Raw genomic sequence first — 15,670 nt, forward strand, 5'->3', positions numbered from 1 at the left:
CCTGAATTCCGGCTGTCCGGAAACCGCTGTGCCGGGAGCCGGGGCAGGCTTCTCCCGGGGCGCTGGAGAGGCGATTCGTGCCCGGCGGGATGGTTGTGCGGGGAAACGGCCACTTAACGCTAACGGTCTTGTTTCGGCCCTTGACGTTGTCCTTCACTTACCCATGCAATGTCACACATCACCAGATGTGAGGAGCGGCAATGCGCGCCATCCCCCTGAAATCCTTCACGTCCCTGGCCGTTCTCGGTCTCCTGGTCACCGGATGTGGCCAGGGACTGCTCGGTGGCGGCGACGACGGCGACGCCGGCCAGGCGGCCGGCAAGAAGGACGAGCCGATCGTGCTCGGCATGCTGATCCCGCAGTCGGGCAGCGAGGCCGCCATCGGTCCCTACATGAGCAACGCGGCGCAGCTCGCGATCGACGAGATCAACGCCAAGGGCGGCGTGCTCGGCCGCCAGCTGCAGCTGAAGACCGCCGACGACGCCTGTGACGCCCAGTCGGCGGCGGCCGGTGCCAACAAGCTGGTCACCGAGGGGGTCGACGTCTCCGTGGGCGGTTACTGCTCCGGGGCGACGCTACCCACCCTGCCGATCTTCGGCAAGGCCGGCATCCCGATGATCATCCCGGCCGCCAACTCCCAGGAGCTGGTGGACCAGAAGCTCAAGCACGTCTTCCTGATCAACGGCACCGGCTCCCAGCAGGCCACCGCCGCCGAGAAGTGGATCGCCAAGCAGGGCTCCAAGAGCGTCGCGCTGATGCACGACAACACCAGCTACTCCAAGGACATCGCGCTGCGCACCCAGACCCTGCTGGAGGCCCCCGACGGTCCCGAGCCGGTCGTCACCGAGGCGGTGACCCCCAAGGAGAGCGACTACAGCGCCAACATCACCAACGTGCTGGCCAAGAAGCCCGACTTCGTCTACTGGACCGGCTACTTCCAGGAGGGCGGCCTCATCGCCCGCCAGCTCCGCCAGGCCGGCTACAAGGGCTCCATCATGGTCGGCGACGGCTCGGTCTCGCCCAAGCTGATCGAGATCGCCGGCGACGAGGCCGCCGAGGGCCTCTACGCCACCATGACCCAGACCCCCGACACGCTGGAAGGCGCCGAGGGCTGGATCGACGCGTACAAGAAGAAGTTCGGCAGCGACCCCGGGCCGTACTCCAACCAGGCCTACGACGCGGTGCGGCTGGCCGCCGAGGCGGTCACCAAGGCGGGCGGCACCGACGGCCCGAAGGTGATCGCGGCCCTGGAGGCCGTCGACGGCTTCTCGATGTTCTCCGGGCCCCTGAAGTTCACCCCCGAGCACACCCTGGCCAACGGCGGATTCCAGATCCTCGTGGTGAAGGGCGACGCCTTCGCCCTGCAGGACTCCCTCAAGTGACCGGGAACACCTCGCCCGGGGCCTGCGGCGGCGACGCCGGGGGCCTCGGGAGCGTGCCGGGCGGCGAGAGCGACGCCCGCCCGGAGCCGCCGGAGGAGCGGTCGCCCGGCTACCGGGGCAGGCACCGGAGTCCGGGCGCGAGCGGGGGCAACGGCGGCAGCGGCGGGCACGGCGGCCCGGACCGCCCGCCGGGGAAGCGGGCGGCGCGATGACGCAGCTCGTCTGGAACGGCCTGTTCGTCGGCTCGTTCTACGCCCTGGTGGCCCTGGGCTACAGCATGGTGTACGGCATCATCAAGCTGCTCAACTTCGCCCACGGCGACCTGTACATGCTGGGCGCGTTCGCCGGCTTCGCCATCCTCGGCGCGGTCGGCGGCGTGACCTCCTCGATGGCCCTGCCGCTGCTGCTGGCCGTGCTGCTGGCCACCATGGCGCTCACCGGCCTGGCCGGGGTCGCGCTGGAGCGGATCGCCTACCGCCCGCTCCGCCGCGCCCCGCGCCTGTCCCTGCTGATCACCGCCGTCGGCGCCTCCTTCGCCCTGGAGTACGGCATGCGCGCCGTGGCCGGGGCCGACCCGCGGGTCTACCCGGTACGCCTGGGCGGCACCTCGATCGAGATCCTCGGCGCCCGGATCACCCTGCAGCAGCTCGCCCTGATCGCCGTGGCGGTGGTCCTGATGGCCGGGCTCAACCTGCTGGTCACCCGCACCCGCCAGGGGCGGGCCATGCGGGCCATCGCGCTGGACCCGCGCACCAGCGCGCTGATGGGCATCGACGTCAACGCCGTGATCTCCCGTACCTTCTTCATCGGCTCGGCCCTGGCCGGGGCCGCGGGCGTGATGGCCGGGGCCTACTACGGGAAGATCGACTTCCTGATGGGCTTCCTCATCGGCCTCAAGGCCTTCACCGCGGCGGTCATCGGCGGCATCGGCAACATCCCGGGCACCATGCTCGGCGGGCTGCTGCTCGGTCTGCTGGAGTCGTTCGGCACGTTCTGGCTGGGCGGCGAGTGGCGCGACGTGTTCGCCTTCGGGGTGCTGATCCTCTTCCTGACCGTCAGACCCACCGGCCTGCTCGGCGAACGCGTCACGGAGCGGGTGTGACGGCCGCGACCAAGGTCCGCCGCCGCGGCACGGACCGTCCCCCCAGCCGGGCGTCGAAGCTCATGCAGAACAGGTGGGCCGGGCTCGCCGGCCTGCTGATCGCGCTGCTGGCGCCCTTCGTCGACGCCAGCCCGTACGCGCTGTCGGTCATGACCAGCGCGGCCATCGCCGTGATGCTCGCGGCCGGGCTGAACATCGTGGTCGGCTACTGCGGCCTGCTCGACCTGGGCTACGTCGCCTTCTTCGCGGTCGGCGCCTACACCAGCGGCGTGCTCGCCACCCGGTTCGACCTGCCGCTGATCGCCACGGTGCCCGCGGTGATCGTGGTCACCGTCATCGCCGGGATCGTCATCGGCGCGCCCACGCTGCGGCTGCGCAGCGACTACCTGGCGATCGTGACGCTCGGCTTCGGCGAGATCATCCGGATCACCGCCAACAACCTGGACGTCACCGGCGGCCCGTCGGGCATCTACGGCATCCCGACCCTGGTCGAGAACCCCGCGGTGTTCTACTACGTCACCGTGGCCGTCGTCTCGCTGGCGGTCCTCGGCTCGGCGCGGCTGGGCCGCTCCCGGCTGGGACGGGCCTGGCGGTTCGTCCGCGAGGACGAGGACGCCGCCGAGGCGATGGGCGTGCACACCTACCGGGTCAAGCTCGCCGCCTACATCGCCGGCGCGGTCTGGGGCGGCCTGGCCGGGGTGCTGTTCGCCGCGCAGCTGTCGGCCATCTCGCCGGGCAGCTTCACCTTCCTGGCGTCGGCGCTGGTGCTGATGGCCGTGGTGCTCGGCGGCATGGGCTCGGTCTCCGGCGTCGTGGTCGGCGCCGTCGTGATCAGCATCCTGCCGGAGATCCTGCGCGACCTGGCCGACTACCGCTACTTCCTGTTCGGGGTCCTGCTCATCGCCTTCATGCTGCTGCGCCCGCAGGGTCTGTGGCCGGCCCGTTCCAAGGAGGTCCCGTGAGCCTGCTGAGCGTGACCGACCTGCGCCTGACCTTCGGCGGGGTGACGGCCATCGACGGCCTGTCGTTCTCGGTGGACGAGGCGGAGATCGTCTCGGTCATCGGCCCCAACGGGGCGGGCAAGACGTCGGCCTTCAACTGCGTCACCGGCTTCTACCGGCCCACCTCGGGACGGATCACCCTGCGCGGCAGGGACCTGCCGGGGTTGCGGCCCTCGGCCGTGGCCGCCCTCGGCGTCGCGCGCACCTTCCAGAACCTGCGGCTGTTCGGCGAGCTGTCGGTCCTGGACAACGTACGGGCCGGATCGCACCTGTGGCTGCGCCAGAGCGTCTTCGACGCCCTGCTGCACACCCCCCGCTACCGGCGGTCCGAACGCGAGTGCACCGAGCAGGCCCACCACTGGCTCGACTTCGTGGGCCTGCGCGGCGACCGGTACGGGCAGGCCCGCAACCTGCCCTACGGCGAGCAGCGCCGCACCGAGATCGCCCGCGCCCTGGCCCGCAAGCCCGACCTGCTGCTGCTGGACGAGCCGGCCGCCGGTCTCAACCACGGCGAGAAGACCGAGATGCTCGACCTGATCCGGCGCATCCAGGCCCTGGGGGTGGCCATCGTGCTCATCGAGCACGACATGGGACTGGTCATGGAGGTCTCCGAGAGGGTGGTCGTGCTCAACTTCGGCAGGGAGATCGCCGACGGCCGTCCCGAGGACGTCCGGCGCAACCCGGCCGTCATCGAGGCCTACCTCGGCGGCGACATCACCGCGGGGGAGAGGGACACCGAGACCGCCGGGAGTGACGCCGATGCTTGAGATCGAGAACCTGGACGTCCACTACGGCGGCGTGCACGCCCTGCGCGGGCTCTCCCTCTCCCTCGCCGAGGGGGAGATCGTGGCCCTGCTCGGCAACAACGGCGCGGGCAAGACCACCACGCTGTCCGCGGTCTCGGGGCTGGTACGCCCCAGCGGCGGCACGGTGACCTTCGACGGACGGAAGATCACCGGTGGGAAACCGCACCGGATCACCGCGTCAGGACTGGTGCACGTCCCCGAGGGCCGCAGGATCTTCAGCACGCTCGCCGTCCACGAGAACCTCCAGCTCGGCGGCTACCTGGTCCGCGACCAGGCGGAGGTCCGCCGCCGGATCGAGCGGGTCTACGAGCTGCTGCCCCGCCTGGCGGAACGGCGCACCCAGCAGGGCGGCACGCTCTCGGGCGGCGAGCAGCAGATGCTCGCCATCGGCAGGGCCCTGGTCACCGGGCCGCGGCTGCTGCTGCTCGACGAGCCGTCCATGGGCCTGGCCCCGCTGGTGGTCGCCTCGGTCATGGAGCTCATCGCGGGCATCAACGCCGAGGGGACCTCGGTGCTGCTCGTCGAGCAGAACGCCACGGCCGCCCTCGGGATCGCGCACCGCGGTTACGTGATCGAGAACGGCGCGTGCCTGCTCGCCGGGTCCGCCGCCGAGCTCCGCCGCGACCCCCGGGTGGTCGAGGCCTACCTCGGCGGACTCTGACGGGGAACCGCGCCGCGGGGCCCCCTGCGGGGACGGCGGGCCGGGACCCCGCGGCGCCGCCCCCGCAGGGGGCCCCGGATGTTCGGTGGCCGACGGACGGCCTGGGAGGATGTGACGGTGGCGGGTTCCGCCCACCGGGACGTGGACGCGGTCGATAGGAGAGGCTCCGGTATGGCTTCGAGGGCGGACGGCCGACTCGACCTGCCCGCGGTGGGTGAGCGGCAGAGCCTGCGGGAGCAGGTGGCCCACGCGCTGCGGGCGGCCCTGATCACCGGTGAGATGCGGCCCGGCATGGTCTACTCCGCCCCGCTGCTCGCCGCCCAGTTCGGGGTCTCCGCCACCCCGGTGCGCGAGGCCATGCTCGACCTGGCCAAGGAGGGCCTGGTGGAGGCGGTGCGCAACAAGGGCTTCCGGGTCAACGAGCTGTCCGAGCGCGACCTGGACGAGCTGGCCGAGATCCGCGAGCTCATCGAGGTGCCCACGGTGACGCGGCTGGCCGGCGCCGATCGCGCGCCGGTCCTGGAGACGCTCCGCCCGATGGCGCAGGAGATCGTCGACGCGGCCGAGCGGGGCGACCTGCTCGCCTACGTCGACGCCGACATCCGCTTCCACCTGGAACTGCTCGCCCTGGGAGGCAACTCCCACCTCGTGGAGGTGGTGCGCGACCTGCGCAACCGGGCCCGCCTGTACGGCCTGTCGGGCCTTCATCGGCGCGGCAGGCTCGCCGACTCCGCCCGCGAGCACCTCGCCCTGCTGGACCTGCTCGCGACCGGGGACGCGAGCGGCGCCGAACGGCTGATGCTGCACCACATCCAGCACGTCCGGGGCATCTGGGCCGGCTCCTCCGAGCCCTGACCCCCGCGCCGCGAGCCCGGGTCAGCCGGCTCCCGGGACCACGCGGGCCGCACGTCCGGCGCCGGAGCGCCCCGCGGATCACCGGGGGAGCCCCTCGGGCCGGTCGCAGGAGCGCCGGGTCAGCCCGAGGAGCGGGTGGCGCCCAGGGTCGCGACGACCACGCAGCCGACCGCGGCCCACTCGCGCGCCTGGAGCACCTCGCCCAGCACCACCAGGCCGACCAGCGCGGCCACCGCCGGTTCCATGCTCATGAGGATGCCGAAGACCCGCTTGGGCATCCTGCGCAACGCCTCCAGCTCGATCGAGTACGGGATCACCGACGAGAGCAGGGCCACCCCCAGGCCGATCAGCAGCACCTCGGGCCGGAGCAGGTCGGTGCCGCCCGAGGGGATCCCGACGGGGGCGATCACCACGCAGGAGACGATCATCGCCAGGGAGAGCCCGGTCGCCCCCGGGAAGCGACGGCCGACCGAGGCCGACAGCAGGATGTAGGCGGCCCAGCAGGCCCCCGCGACCAGGGCGAAGGCGATCCCGGTCCAGCTGATCCTGGACGTGGCCGCCCCCCAGGGGGCCAGCAGCACCACGCCCGACCCGGCGAGCACCACCCACAGCAGGTCGAGACGGCGGCGCGAGGCCGCCACCGCGACGCCGAGCGGGCCGAGGAACTCGATGGCCACCGCGATCCCCATGGGAAGGCGGGCCAGCGCCTCGTAGAACGACAGGTTCATCACGCCCAGCGTCATGCCGAACGCCACGCCCGCCGCCACGTCCCCCCGGGTCAGCCCCCTCAGCCGGGGCCTGGCGACCGCTCCCAGGATCAGCGCGCTGATGGCGATCCGCAGGAACACCACCGCGCTCGGCGAGAGCTGGGAGAACAGGTCCTTGGCGAACCCCGCGCCCACCTGGACCGACAGGATGGCCAGCAGGACCAGCCCGGACGGCGGGACGGCGTCGGAGGCGGCCCTCAGCAGCGCCCTGGACCTGGGCAGGCCGGGCTCGTAGGGTTCTGCGGGCCCGTGCAGGGCTTCGGCGGTCACGGCACTCCTCAGGCGCAAAAAGGTCGGTGACACCTTACCGGGTGGGGCGCCTCCTCCCGGGAACGTCCGTCATCCGAGACGCGCCCCGCTCCTCGTGCCGCTCTGTACCGCTCCGTGCCGCGCCCCGCCCCTGGTGCCGCTCCGTGCCGCCGGGTCCTCAGCGGGTGTAGAGCGCCACCGTCATGCCCGGCACCCGGCCCGTCCGCCAGGCCTTGGCGCGGACGAACCCCTCCTCCCGCAGGACGGCGACCCGGGCGACGCGCGCGGCCGCCTCGGACCCGCCCCGCCAGATCACCCACACCCGGTCGCGACCGGTGAGGGCCGCGGCCAGGTCGGCGTGCTCGGGGTAGCCGAACGAGTCCGGCAGCGGGTCCGGACCGGCGAGCATCACGTCGTCGGGCAGGCCCTCGCCGCCGTAGTACAGCAGGCCCTGCCGCAGCGAGGAGCGCCCGTAGACGAGCGCGTCCCCCGGCCGGGCCTCGGCGGCCAGGATCCGCGCCGCCCGGGGGTAGTTCTCGTGGTGGCCGTCCTCCCCGCGCACGTCGAGCTGGCCGGGGAACCCGGCCGCCAGCACGCCCGCCAGCGCGAGCCCGGCGGGCGGGCGGGGCAGCGCGGCGAGCGCGAGCCCGGCCAGCAGCGCGTACGCGGGCACCGTCGCGAACAGGTAGCGGTCGACGTAGACCGGGGTGATCAGGTGGGACGTCGCGAACAGCAGCAGGGGCGGCAGGAGGGCCCAGCAGGCCAGCAGCGCGACCCAGAGCCGGTCGGCGCCGTGGCGCCGCAGGAAGGGGGCCGCCGCCGCGAGCAGGAGCAGCGCTCCCCCCGCCAGGGCGGTGCCGCCGATCATCCTGGGCAGCGCCAGGAACACGCCGGGCCCGGGCAGGGTGATCCAGCTGATCGCGTGCCGTTCGGCGAAGCCGGCCGCCGCCAGGACGGCCCCGGGGACGAACCCGGCCGCCAGGCAGGTCAGCGCCCTGGGCAGCACCCCCCGCCCGTACAGCGCGACCGCCGCCAGGTGCGACACCGCGACGAGCAGGGCGAACACCTGGGTGCAGCCGAGCAGCGCCACCGCGGCCGCGTACCCCCACCACCCCCGGCGCCGGCCGGGCTCCTCGACGGCGCGGTGCAGCGCCCAGGTGGCCAGGACCGCGGCCGCGGCGGCGAACGCGTAGGAACGGGCGTTCTGCCCGTGGTAGGACACCGACGGCAGCGCCACGTAGACGGCCGCCGCGGCCAGCCCGGCGGGCCACGAGCCCAGCCGGCGCCCCAGGTCGGCGATGAGCGCGGTGGCCACCCCGACGCCGAGCGCCGAGGGCAGGCGCATCCACCACTCGGCCTGCCCGAACTCCAGCCACAGGTGCATGAACGCGTAGTACGGCAGGAAGTGCCCGTCGATGTGCAGGGCCAGCTCCCACAGTCCCCCGGCGCTCCGGCGGGCCGCGCCGAGGGTGGCGAGCTCGTCGGAGGAGTGGGAGACCGTGGAGGAGCCCGCGACGCAGACGAGCGTGGCGACGATCCCCGCGACGAGACTCGGCCACCTCCGCGCCGGTCGCGCCGGGACCGGAGGGGAGGGACGGCGCGTCCCGGTAATGATCACCCGGAGGATGCTAGGGGGTAAAGATCATCTCCGTGCCCCTTTCGGGGAGGAAAGTGTGATCACTCCCAGCGGAAGGTGCGGGCCGTCAGCAGCAGCGACACCGCCGCCCACGCCGCCAGGACCGCCACGGCCGCGAGCGGCGGCCCCGCGCCATCGCCCAGCACCGCGCGGAGCCCGCCGGTGAGCGCGGAGATCGGCAGCAGCTCCAGCACCGGCCGCACCGTCTCGGGGAACCGCTCCAGCGGGAAGGCCACCCCGCCGCAGGCCAGCAGGACCAGGTAGACCAGGTTCGCCGCGGCGAGCGTGGCCTCGGCGCGGAGCGTCCCGGCCATCAGCAGGCCCAGGCCGCTGAACGCGGCGGTGCCCAGCACGACCAGCAGCAGCGCCGCGAGCGGTGAGCCGGCCGGGCGCCATCCCAGGCCGAGCGCCACCGCGCAGATGACCGCGACCTGGATGACCTCCACGGCGATCACCGCGAGCGTCTTGGCCAGCATCAGCCCGGTCCGCGTCAGCGGGGTCGCGCCCAGCCGCTTCAGCACCCCGTAGCGGCGCTCGAAGCCCGTGGCGATGGCCTGCCCGGTGAAGGCGGTGGACATCACCGCCAGCGCCAGCACCCCGGGGGTCATGAAGTCGATCCGGGAGCCGCCGCCCACGTCCAGGATGGGGGCGGCGGAGAGCCCGACGAGCAGCAGCACCGGGATGATCATCGTGAGCAGGAGCTGCTCGCCGTTGCGGAGCATCGCCCGGATCTCCGCGCCGGTCTGGGCCACCACCATCCGCCCCAGCGGCGCGGCCCCCGGGGCCGGGGTGAGGTCCAGGGTCGTCATGCGCGTCTCCTCAGAGGCAGGGCCGGGCGCGGCGGGGCGCTTCAACGGAGCTCACGCCCGGTCAGTTCCAGGAAGACGTCCTCCAGGGTGCGCCGCTCGATGCTGAGGTCGTCCGCGGTGACCCCCTCGGCCGCGCACCAGGTCGTCACGGTCGCCAGCAGCTCGGGCGCGACCTGCCCCTCGATGATGTAGTGCCCGGCCGGCGACTCCTTGGCCGCGCTGCCGACGGGCAGCGCGGCCAGCAGCTCGTCCAGGCAGAGCCCCGGCCGGGCGCGGAAGCGCAGCTGCCGCTCGGCGCCGGTGAGCGAGGAGGGGGTGCCCTCGGCGACCACCCTGCCCCGGTCGATGATCACGATGTGGTCGGACAGTCGCTCGGCCTCGTCCATGTGGTGGGTGGTGAGCACCACCGCGACCCCGCTCGCGCGCAGCTCGCGGACCAGCTCCCAGCAGGCGTGCCTGGCCTGCGGGTCGAGGCCCGCGGTCGGCTCGTCGAGGAAGACCAGCTCGGGACGGCCGATGACCGCCCCGGCCAGCGACAGGCGCTGCTGCTGGCCGCCGGAGAGCCTGCGGTAGGGGGTGCGGGCGTGCTCGGTCAGCCCGAGCCGCTCCAGCAGCGCGGCCGGGTCGAGCGGGCGGGCGTGGAAGCGGGCCATCAGCCGCAGCCACTGCCCGCAGCGGGCCGCGGGCGGTACGCCGCCGGCCTGGAGCATCACCCCCACCCGGGCCCGCAGCCCGGGCGCGGACGGGTCGAGCCCCAACACCTTCACGCTGCCGCCGTCGGCCCGGCGGAACCCCTCGCAGATCTCCACGGTGGAGGTCTTGCCGGCCCCGTTGGGGCCCAGCACCGCGGTGACCGCGCCACGGGCGGCGGTCAGGGTCAGTCCGTCGATCGCGGTCGTCCCGCCGTATCTCTTGACCAGGTCGACGATCGCGACGGCTGGGGAGTCCATGGCCACGAGTTTAGAGACCGCGCCCGGCGCCTCCGCTGCCGGACCACGCGTCCGGCGCGGCAGGCCGTCCCACCGGCACGCGCGAGCATGCCCCACCGGCGTGTCGTGATCCCTCCACCGGCACGCGCGACCGGTCCCGGCCGGCGTGTCACGGCCGTCCCGTCGGCACGCGCGACCGGCCCCGCCGGCCGGGTGCCGCCCCTCCCGCCGGCGGGAGGGGCCGCCTCGCCGGCGTGTCGCGGCCGGGCCACCCGGACGCCCCCGGAGGTTCTTTTGTGTGAAATTTCCGAAACCAAGGAATTCGGCCGTCCCGTCGGTGGTTGGGACGCTTCGGCTCACGTGGCCCGTCAGGGCCCGTGGGTCGTCGTGTGCCGACACGTCGGCCGACCAGTCCCATACCGGTGACCGCGGAAGGTCGCACGCCGGTGACCAGCGAGGGAGTACGAGTATGACCGCGGCCGTCGTCGAGCCGGGGGTGGCGCCGGACACGCGGCGCAGGACACTCCTGCTGCTGATCCTGGGCGCGCTGTCGGCGATCGGCCCCCTGTCGATCGACATGTACCTGCCCGCCTTCCCCGCCATCGCCGGGGGCCTGGGCACCGGGCAGGCGCAGGTGCAGCTCACCCTCACCGCCTGCCTCATCGGCGTCTCCGCCGGGCAGGTCGTCGCCGGGCCGCTCAGCGACGTCCGGGGCCGGCGGGGCCCGCTGCTGATCGGCATCGCCGCCTACGCCGCCGCCTCCCTGCTGTGCGCCTTCTCGCCCTCGGTGTACGGGCTGATCGCCTTCCGCCTGCTCCAGGGCTTCGCGGGCGGCGCCGCGCTGGTCATCGTCCGCGCGATCGTCCGCGACCTGTACGAGGGCGCGGCCATCGCCCGCATCTTCGCCACCCTGATGCTGGTGACCGGCCTGGCCCCGATCCTGGCCCCGATCGCCGGTGCCCAGCTGCTCGCCCACACCTCCTGGCGGGGCGTCTTCGTGGCCCTCAGCGTCACCGGGCTGCTGCTGCTGGTCGCGGCGCTGGCCGGGGTGCGCGAGACCCTCCCGGCCGACAGCCGCGAGAGCGGCGGGCTCCGGCACACCCTGGTGACCTTCTGGCACCTGCTGCGCGACCGTTCCTTCATGGCCGCCGCGCTGGCCGGCGGGATGGGGTTCGCCGCGATGTTCGCCTACATCTCCGGCTCGCCGTTCGTGCTCCAGGAGGTCTACGGCACCTCGCCGCAGGTGTTCTCCCTGGTGTTCGGGCTGAACGCGCTGGGCCTGACCGTCACCGCGCAGATCGGCGGGCGCCTGGCCGGGCGCCGGGTGGACCCGGCCCGGCTGATCCTGCTGGGGCTGCTGCTGAGCGTGGCCGGGGCCGCGACGATCCTGGTCACGGTCGTGGCCGGGCTGGGGCTGCCGGCGCTGGTCGCCGGGCTGTTCACGATGATGTGCGGGGCCGGGTTCGTGCTGCCGGGCAGCGGCGCGCTGGCCCTGGCCGGCCAGCCCCCGCAGGTCGCCGGGAGCGCGGCCGCGCTGACCGGCGTGCTGCAGTTCGGGCTCGGCGCCCTCGCCGCGCCGCTGGTGGGCCTGGGAGGTGAGGGCAGCGCACTGCCGATGGCCGTCGTGCTGACCGGGTTCACCGTCGCCTCGCTCGCCGTCTTCGCCGTGCTGAACCGGAGGCCGGGAGGCGTTTCCGCAGGTTAGGTAAGCCTTTCCTACGTGATGCATCACATTCTCGACACGCCAGCACTGGTTTGTCAGCGGGGAAGTAATTACGGCACACTGATGTTGTGAAATACGTGACCGGGATGCGTGACACCGAGATGGCCGCCGCCGTGCGGCTCTCCGGCGTGTCCGCCGAGCGGAGCACGCGTGCGCGCGTCGCCCGGCTCATCCTGGAGCACGGACCGATCACCGCCGCCGCTCTCGGCGAGCGGCTCGGCCTGACCCCGGCGGCGGTGCGCAGGCACCTGGACGCGCTGCTGGCCGAGGGGATGGCCGAGGCCCGCACCGCCAGACCGCGCGGCCAGCGCGGGCGCGGGCGGCCGGCCAAGCTGTTCGCGATGACCGACGCGGGCCGCAGCGCCTTCGAGCACGCCTACGACGACCTGGCCGGCAGCGCGCTGCGCTTCCTGGCCGAGCGCGTGGGCGAGGAGGCCGTGGCGGAGTTCGCCCGGTCGCAGGTGGCCGGTCTCGTCGACCGCCTGCGGCCCCAGATGAACGAGGTCCCCGCCGACCAGCGGGTCCGCGTCCTGGCCGAGGCGCTCTCCGACGACGGTTACGCCGCCTCGGCGAGCAAGGCCGGGGTCGGCGGCGAGCAACTCTGCCAACACCACTGCCCGGTGGCGCACGTCGCCGCTGAGTTCCCGCAGCTGTGCGAGGCCGAGACCGAGGCGTTCGCGCGCATTCTCGGCACGCCCGTGCAGCGGCTCGCGACCATCGCCCACGGCGACGGTGTGTGCACCACCCACGTGAGCCCCCACCGGGCTCCGGGAGCGGGCGCGCGGGAGGGCGCGATCTCGTCCCTGCCCTCCCCGCGTTCCGAACCGGCACCACCGCCGGCCGTCCACGAAACGATCGACATATCGAGCAAGGAGACCGGAAGGTGACTGTCACCGACCGCCCGGAGCTGGAAGGCCTCGGGAATTACAAGTTCGGCTGGGCCGACTCGGACGCCGCGGGAGCGACGGCCAAGCGTGGCCTGTCCGAAGAGGTCGTCCGCAACATCTCCGCGCTGAAGAACGAGCCGGAGTGGATGCTGGACCTGCGCCTGAAGGGGCTCCGCCTCTTCGGCAAGAAGCCCATGCCGAACTGGGGCTCCGACCTCAGCGGGATCGACTTCGACAACATCAAGTACTTCGTGCGCTCCACCGAGAAGCAGGCCGCCTCCTGGGAGGACCTGCCCGACGACATCAAGAACACCTACGACAGGCTGGGCATCCCCGAGGCCGAGAAGCAGCGCCTCGTCGCCGGGGTCGCCGCCCAGTACGAGTCCGAGGTGGTCTACCACAAGATCCGTGAGGACCTTGAGGAGAAGGGTGTCATCTTCGTCGACACCGACACCGCCCTCAAGGAGCACGAGGAGATCTTCAAGGAGTACTTCGGGACCGTGATCCCGGTCGGCGACAACAAGTTCGCCGCGCTGAACACGGCCACCTGGAGCGGCGGCAGCTTCATCTACGTGCCGCCGAACGTCAACGTGGAGATCCCGCTCCAGGCCTACTTCCGGATCAACACCGAGAACATGGGCCAGTTCGAGCGGACCCTGATCGTCGTGGACGAGAACTCCTACGTCCACTACGTCGAGGGCTGCACCGCGCCGATCTACACCTCCGACTCGCTGCACAGCGCGGTCGTGGAGATCATCGTGAAGAAGGGCGCCCGCTGCCGTTACACGACCATCCAGAACTGGTCGAACAACGTCTACAACCTGGTCACCAAGCGCGCCGTGGCGTACGAGGGCGCGACCATGGAGTGGGTGGACGGCAACATCGGCTCCAAGGTCACCATGAAGTACCCGGCCGTCTACCTCATGGGCGAGCACGCCAAGGGCGAGACCCTGAGCGTCGCCTTCGCCGGTGAGGGCCAGCACCAGGACGCCGGGGCCAAGATGGTCCACCTCGCGCCGAACACCAGCTCCTCGGTGATCTCCAAGTCCGTCGCCCGCGGCGGCGGCCGTACCTCCTACCGCGGTCTGGTCCAGATCGAGGAGGGCGCGCACGGCAGCGCCAGCACGGTCAAGTGCGACGCGCTGCTGGTCGACCAGATCAGCCGCTCCGACACCTACCCCTACGTGGACGTGCGCGAGGACGACGTGTCCATGGGGCACGAGGCCACCGTCTCCAAGGTCTCCGACGACCAGCTCTTCTACCTGATGAGCCGGGGTATGGGCGAGGACGAGGCGATGGCGATGATCGTCCGGGGCTTCGTCGAGCCGATCGCCCGCGAGCTCCCGATGGAGTACGCCCTGGAGCTGAACCGGCTGATCGAGCTGCAGATGGAAGGAGCCGTCGGCTGATGGGCCTCGACACCGCTGTGAAGCCCCTCTCGACGCTGCACGAGAGGGCCTCCTACGACGTGGCCGACTTCGCCGTCCCCACCGGCCGGGAGGAGGAGTGGCGCTTCACGCCGCTCTCCCGGCTGCGGGGCCTGCACGAGGGCGTCGCGGCCTCCGCGAACGTCACCGTGCACGTCGACGCCGCGCCCGAGGCGACCGTGGAGACCGTCGGCCGTGACGACGCCCGGCTCGGGCGGGCCTACGTGCCCGCCGACCGGGTCAGCGCCCAGGCGTACGCCTCCTTCGAGAAGGCCACCGTGATCACGGTGCCCCGCGAGGCCGTCGCCTCCGCGCCGACCGTGGTCACCTTCACCGGGTCGGGCACCGGCACCGCCTACGGCCACACGGTCGTGCGGCTGGAGCCGATGGCCGAGGCCGTGGTCGTCCTCGACCACCGCGGCAGCGCCGTCTACGCCGACAACGTCGAGTTCGTGGTGGGCGAGGGAGCGACGCTCAAGGTCGTCAGCCTGCAGGACTGGGCCGACGACGCCGTGCACGTCTCCCACCACCACGCCCAGCTCGCCAAGGACGCCGTCTTCCGCGGCTTCGTGGTCACCCTCGGCGGCGACCTGGTCCGGCTCTCGCCGTCGGTCTCCTACTCCGGCCCCGGCGGCGACGCCGAGCTGAACGGGCTGTACTTCGTCGACGCCGGTCAGCACCTGGAGCACCGCCTCCTCGTCGACCACTCCACGCCCGACTGCCGCAGCAACGTCGACTACCGCGGCGCGCTCCAGGGGGCCGACGCCCACGCGGTCTGGATCGGCGACGTCATCATCCGCGTCGAGGCCGAGGGCACCGACACCTACGAGCTCAACCGCAACCTGCTGCTCACCGACGGCGCCCGCGCCGACTCGGTGCCCAACCTGGAGATCCTCACCGGGGAGGTCGCCGGGGCCGGCCACGCCAGCACCTCCGGCCGCCTCGACGACGAGCACATCTTCTACCTCCAGGCCCGCGGCATCCCCTTCGACGACGCCCGGCGCCTGGTCATCAGGGGATTCTTCGCCCAGCTCCTGGAGAAGATCGAGATCCCCGAGCTCCGCGAGCGCGTCCTCGCCCGGGTCGAGGCGGAGCTCGAGAAGTGACGTTCGAGAAGGTCTGCGCGCTCGCCGACATCCCCGACGAGGGAGTGATCGGCCTGGAGGTCGGGGACGTCCCCGTCGCCCTGGTCCGCCGGGGCGACGAGGTGCACGCGCTGCACGACGTGTGCTCCCACGCCGAGGTGAAACTCAGCGAGGGGGAGGTCTACGACGGCACCCTCGAGTGCTGGCTGCACGGCTCGTGCTTCGACCTGCGTTCGGGCAAGCCCACCGGCCCGCCCGCCATCAAGCCCGTCCCCGTCTACCGAGTAAAGATCGACGGCGATGACGTCCTCGTCTCGCTCTCGAAGGAGTCATAACGTGTCTGACACCACC

16 protein-coding genes are annotated in these 15,670 nt (G+C 72.6%); 12 read left to right on the plus strand and 4 right to left on the minus strand.

Annotated features, from left to right (window positions below; translation table 11 throughout):
* The first annotated feature begins 200 nt into the window (after nt 1-200).
* The 7 genes from ACLQ2R_RS15040 (at nt 201) to ACLQ2R_RS15070 (ending at nt 5,807) form a co-directional block, all read left to right on the plus strand.
* Nucleotides 201-1,382: a branched-chain amino acid ABC transporter substrate-binding protein gene (locus tag ACLQ2R_RS15040; RefSeq protein ID WP_425960107.1), complete on the plus strand. Its 1,182-nt coding sequence runs from the start codon at nt 201-203 to the stop codon at nt 1,380-1,382.
* Nucleotides 1,379-1,594 carry a hypothetical protein gene (locus ACLQ2R_RS15045; protein ID WP_425960108.1) on the plus strand — a complete coding sequence of 72 codons (216 nt, stop codon included), beginning with the start codon at nt 1,379-1,381 and terminating at the stop codon, nt 1,592-1,594. Before ACLQ2R_RS15040 ends, ACLQ2R_RS15045 begins: the two co-directional genes overlap by 4 nt.
* Nucleotides 1,591-2,484 carry a branched-chain amino acid ABC transporter permease gene (locus ACLQ2R_RS15050; RefSeq protein ID WP_362803742.1) on the plus strand — a complete coding sequence of 298 codons (894 nt, stop codon included), beginning with the start codon at nt 1,591-1,593 and terminating at the stop codon, nt 2,482-2,484. Before ACLQ2R_RS15045 ends, ACLQ2R_RS15050 begins: the two co-directional genes overlap by 4 nt.
* The gene (locus ACLQ2R_RS15055; RefSeq protein WP_425960109.1) at nt 2,481-3,446 is read left to right on the plus strand and encodes a branched-chain amino acid ABC transporter permease; all 966 of its coding nucleotides are present in this window, start codon (nt 2,481-2,483) and stop codon (nt 3,444-3,446) included. The genes ACLQ2R_RS15050 and ACLQ2R_RS15055 overlap by 4 nt, the downstream gene beginning before the upstream one ends.
* On the plus strand, nt 3,443-4,252 hold the full coding sequence (locus tag ACLQ2R_RS15060) for an ABC transporter ATP-binding protein (protein WP_425960110.1): 810 nt from the start codon (nt 3,443-3,445) through the stop codon (nt 4,250-4,252). The genes ACLQ2R_RS15055 and ACLQ2R_RS15060 overlap by 4 nt, the downstream gene beginning before the upstream one ends.
* A complete protein-coding gene (locus tag ACLQ2R_RS15065) occupies nt 4,245-4,952 on the plus strand; it encodes an ABC transporter ATP-binding protein (protein ID WP_425960111.1) in 708 nt (235 codons plus the stop codon). Before ACLQ2R_RS15060 ends, ACLQ2R_RS15065 begins: the two co-directional genes overlap by 8 nt.
* 171 nt (nt 4,953-5,123) lie before the next feature.
* Entirely contained in the window at nt 5,124-5,807 is a 684-nt protein-coding gene (locus ACLQ2R_RS15070; protein WP_425960112.1) for a GntR family transcriptional regulator, read from the plus strand.
* 119 nt (nt 5,808-5,926) lie between these two features.
* Here the strand turns inward: ACLQ2R_RS15070 and ACLQ2R_RS15075 are convergent, their stop codons facing one another.
* The 4 genes from ACLQ2R_RS15075 to ACLQ2R_RS15090 all read right to left on the minus strand — a co-directional run bounded on the left by ACLQ2R_RS15075 (nt 5,927) and on the right by ACLQ2R_RS15090 (nt 10,218).
* Complete coding sequence (locus tag ACLQ2R_RS15075; RefSeq protein ID WP_425960113.1) at nt 5,927-6,844, minus strand: EamA family transporter; 918 nt, start codon at nt 6,842-6,844, stop codon at nt 5,927-5,929.
* 157 nt (nt 6,845-7,001) lie between these two features.
* On the minus strand, nt 7,002-8,441 hold the full coding sequence (locus tag ACLQ2R_RS15080; protein WP_425960114.1) for a glycosyltransferase family 39 protein: 1,440 nt from the start codon (nt 8,439-8,441) through the stop codon (nt 7,002-7,004).
* A 59-nt stretch (nt 8,442-8,500) separates the two neighbouring features.
* Nucleotides 8,501-9,268, minus strand: a complete 768-nt coding sequence (locus ACLQ2R_RS15085; RefSeq protein WP_425960115.1) for an ABC transporter permease — start codon at nt 9,266-9,268, stop codon at nt 8,501-8,503.
* 41 nt (nt 9,269-9,309) lie between these two features.
* Nucleotides 9,310-10,218: an ABC transporter ATP-binding protein gene (locus ACLQ2R_RS15090; RefSeq protein WP_425960116.1), complete on the minus strand. Its 909-nt coding sequence runs from the start codon at nt 10,216-10,218 to the stop codon at nt 9,310-9,312.
* 448 nt (nt 10,219-10,666) lie between these two features.
* Here ACLQ2R_RS15090 and ACLQ2R_RS15095 point away from each other — a divergent pair, with 448 nt between their 5' ends.
* The 5 genes from ACLQ2R_RS15095 (at nt 10,667) to ACLQ2R_RS15115 (ending at nt 15,654) form a co-directional block, all read left to right on the plus strand.
* Nucleotides 10,667-11,902: a multidrug effflux MFS transporter gene (locus tag ACLQ2R_RS15095; protein ID WP_425960117.1), complete on the plus strand. Its 1,236-nt coding sequence runs from the start codon at nt 10,667-10,669 to the stop codon at nt 11,900-11,902.
* 104 nt (nt 11,903-12,006) lie between these two features.
* Complete coding sequence (locus ACLQ2R_RS15100; RefSeq protein ID WP_425960118.1) at nt 12,007-12,807, plus strand: helix-turn-helix transcriptional regulator; 801 nt, start codon at nt 12,007-12,009, stop codon at nt 12,805-12,807.
* On the plus strand, nt 12,804-14,216 hold the full coding sequence (gene sufB, locus ACLQ2R_RS15105; RefSeq protein WP_425960119.1) for a Fe-S cluster assembly protein SufB: 1,413 nt from the start codon (nt 12,804-12,806) through the stop codon (nt 14,214-14,216). The genes ACLQ2R_RS15100 and sufB overlap by 4 nt, the downstream gene beginning before the upstream one ends.
* A complete protein-coding gene (gene sufD, locus ACLQ2R_RS15110) occupies nt 14,216-15,340 on the plus strand; it encodes a Fe-S cluster assembly protein SufD (RefSeq protein WP_386244291.1) in 1,125 nt (374 codons plus the stop codon). Before sufB ends, sufD begins: the two co-directional genes overlap by 1 nt.
* On the plus strand, nt 15,337-15,654 hold the full coding sequence (locus ACLQ2R_RS15115) for a Rieske (2Fe-2S) protein (RefSeq protein WP_425960120.1): 318 nt from the start codon (nt 15,337-15,339) through the stop codon (nt 15,652-15,654). Before sufD ends, ACLQ2R_RS15115 begins: the two co-directional genes overlap by 4 nt.
* Nucleotides 15,655-15,670 lie beyond the last annotated feature (16 nt).

Source organism: Streptosporangium sp. DT93, assembly GCF_049844535.1.
GTDB lineage: Bacteria > Actinomycetota > Actinomycetes > Streptosporangiales > Streptosporangiaceae > Streptosporangium.

Coding starts and splice junctions, on each gene's coding strand:
- ACLQ2R_RS15040 (WP_425960107.1), top strand. CDS start 201: ATGCGCGCCATCCCCCTGAAATCCTTCACGTCCCTGGCCGTTCTCGGT.
- ACLQ2R_RS15050 (WP_362803742.1), top strand. CDS start 1,591: ATGACGCAGCTCGTCTGGAACGGCCTGTTCGTCGGCTCGTTCTACGCC.
- ACLQ2R_RS15065 (WP_425960111.1), top strand. CDS start 4,245: ATGCTTGAGATCGAGAACCTGGACGTCCACTACGGCGGCGTGCACGCC.
- ACLQ2R_RS15070 (WP_425960112.1), top strand. CDS start 5,124: ATGGCTTCGAGGGCGGACGGCCGACTCGACCTGCCCGCGGTGGGTGAG.
- ACLQ2R_RS15085 (WP_425960115.1), bottom strand. CDS start 9,268: ATGACGACCCTGGACCTCACCCCGGCCCCGGGGGCCGCGCCGCTGGGG.
- ACLQ2R_RS15090 (WP_425960116.1), bottom strand. CDS start 10,218: ATGGACTCCCCAGCCGTCGCGATCGTCGACCTGGTCAAGAGATACGGC.
- ACLQ2R_RS15095 (WP_425960117.1), top strand. CDS start 10,667: ATGACCGCGGCCGTCGTCGAGCCGGGGGTGGCGCCGGACACGCGGCGC.
- ACLQ2R_RS15100 (WP_425960118.1), top strand. CDS start 12,007: ATGCGTGACACCGAGATGGCCGCCGCCGTGCGGCTCTCCGGCGTGTCC.
- sufD (WP_386244291.1), top strand. CDS start 14,216: ATGGGCCTCGACACCGCTGTGAAGCCCCTCTCGACGCTGCACGAGAGG.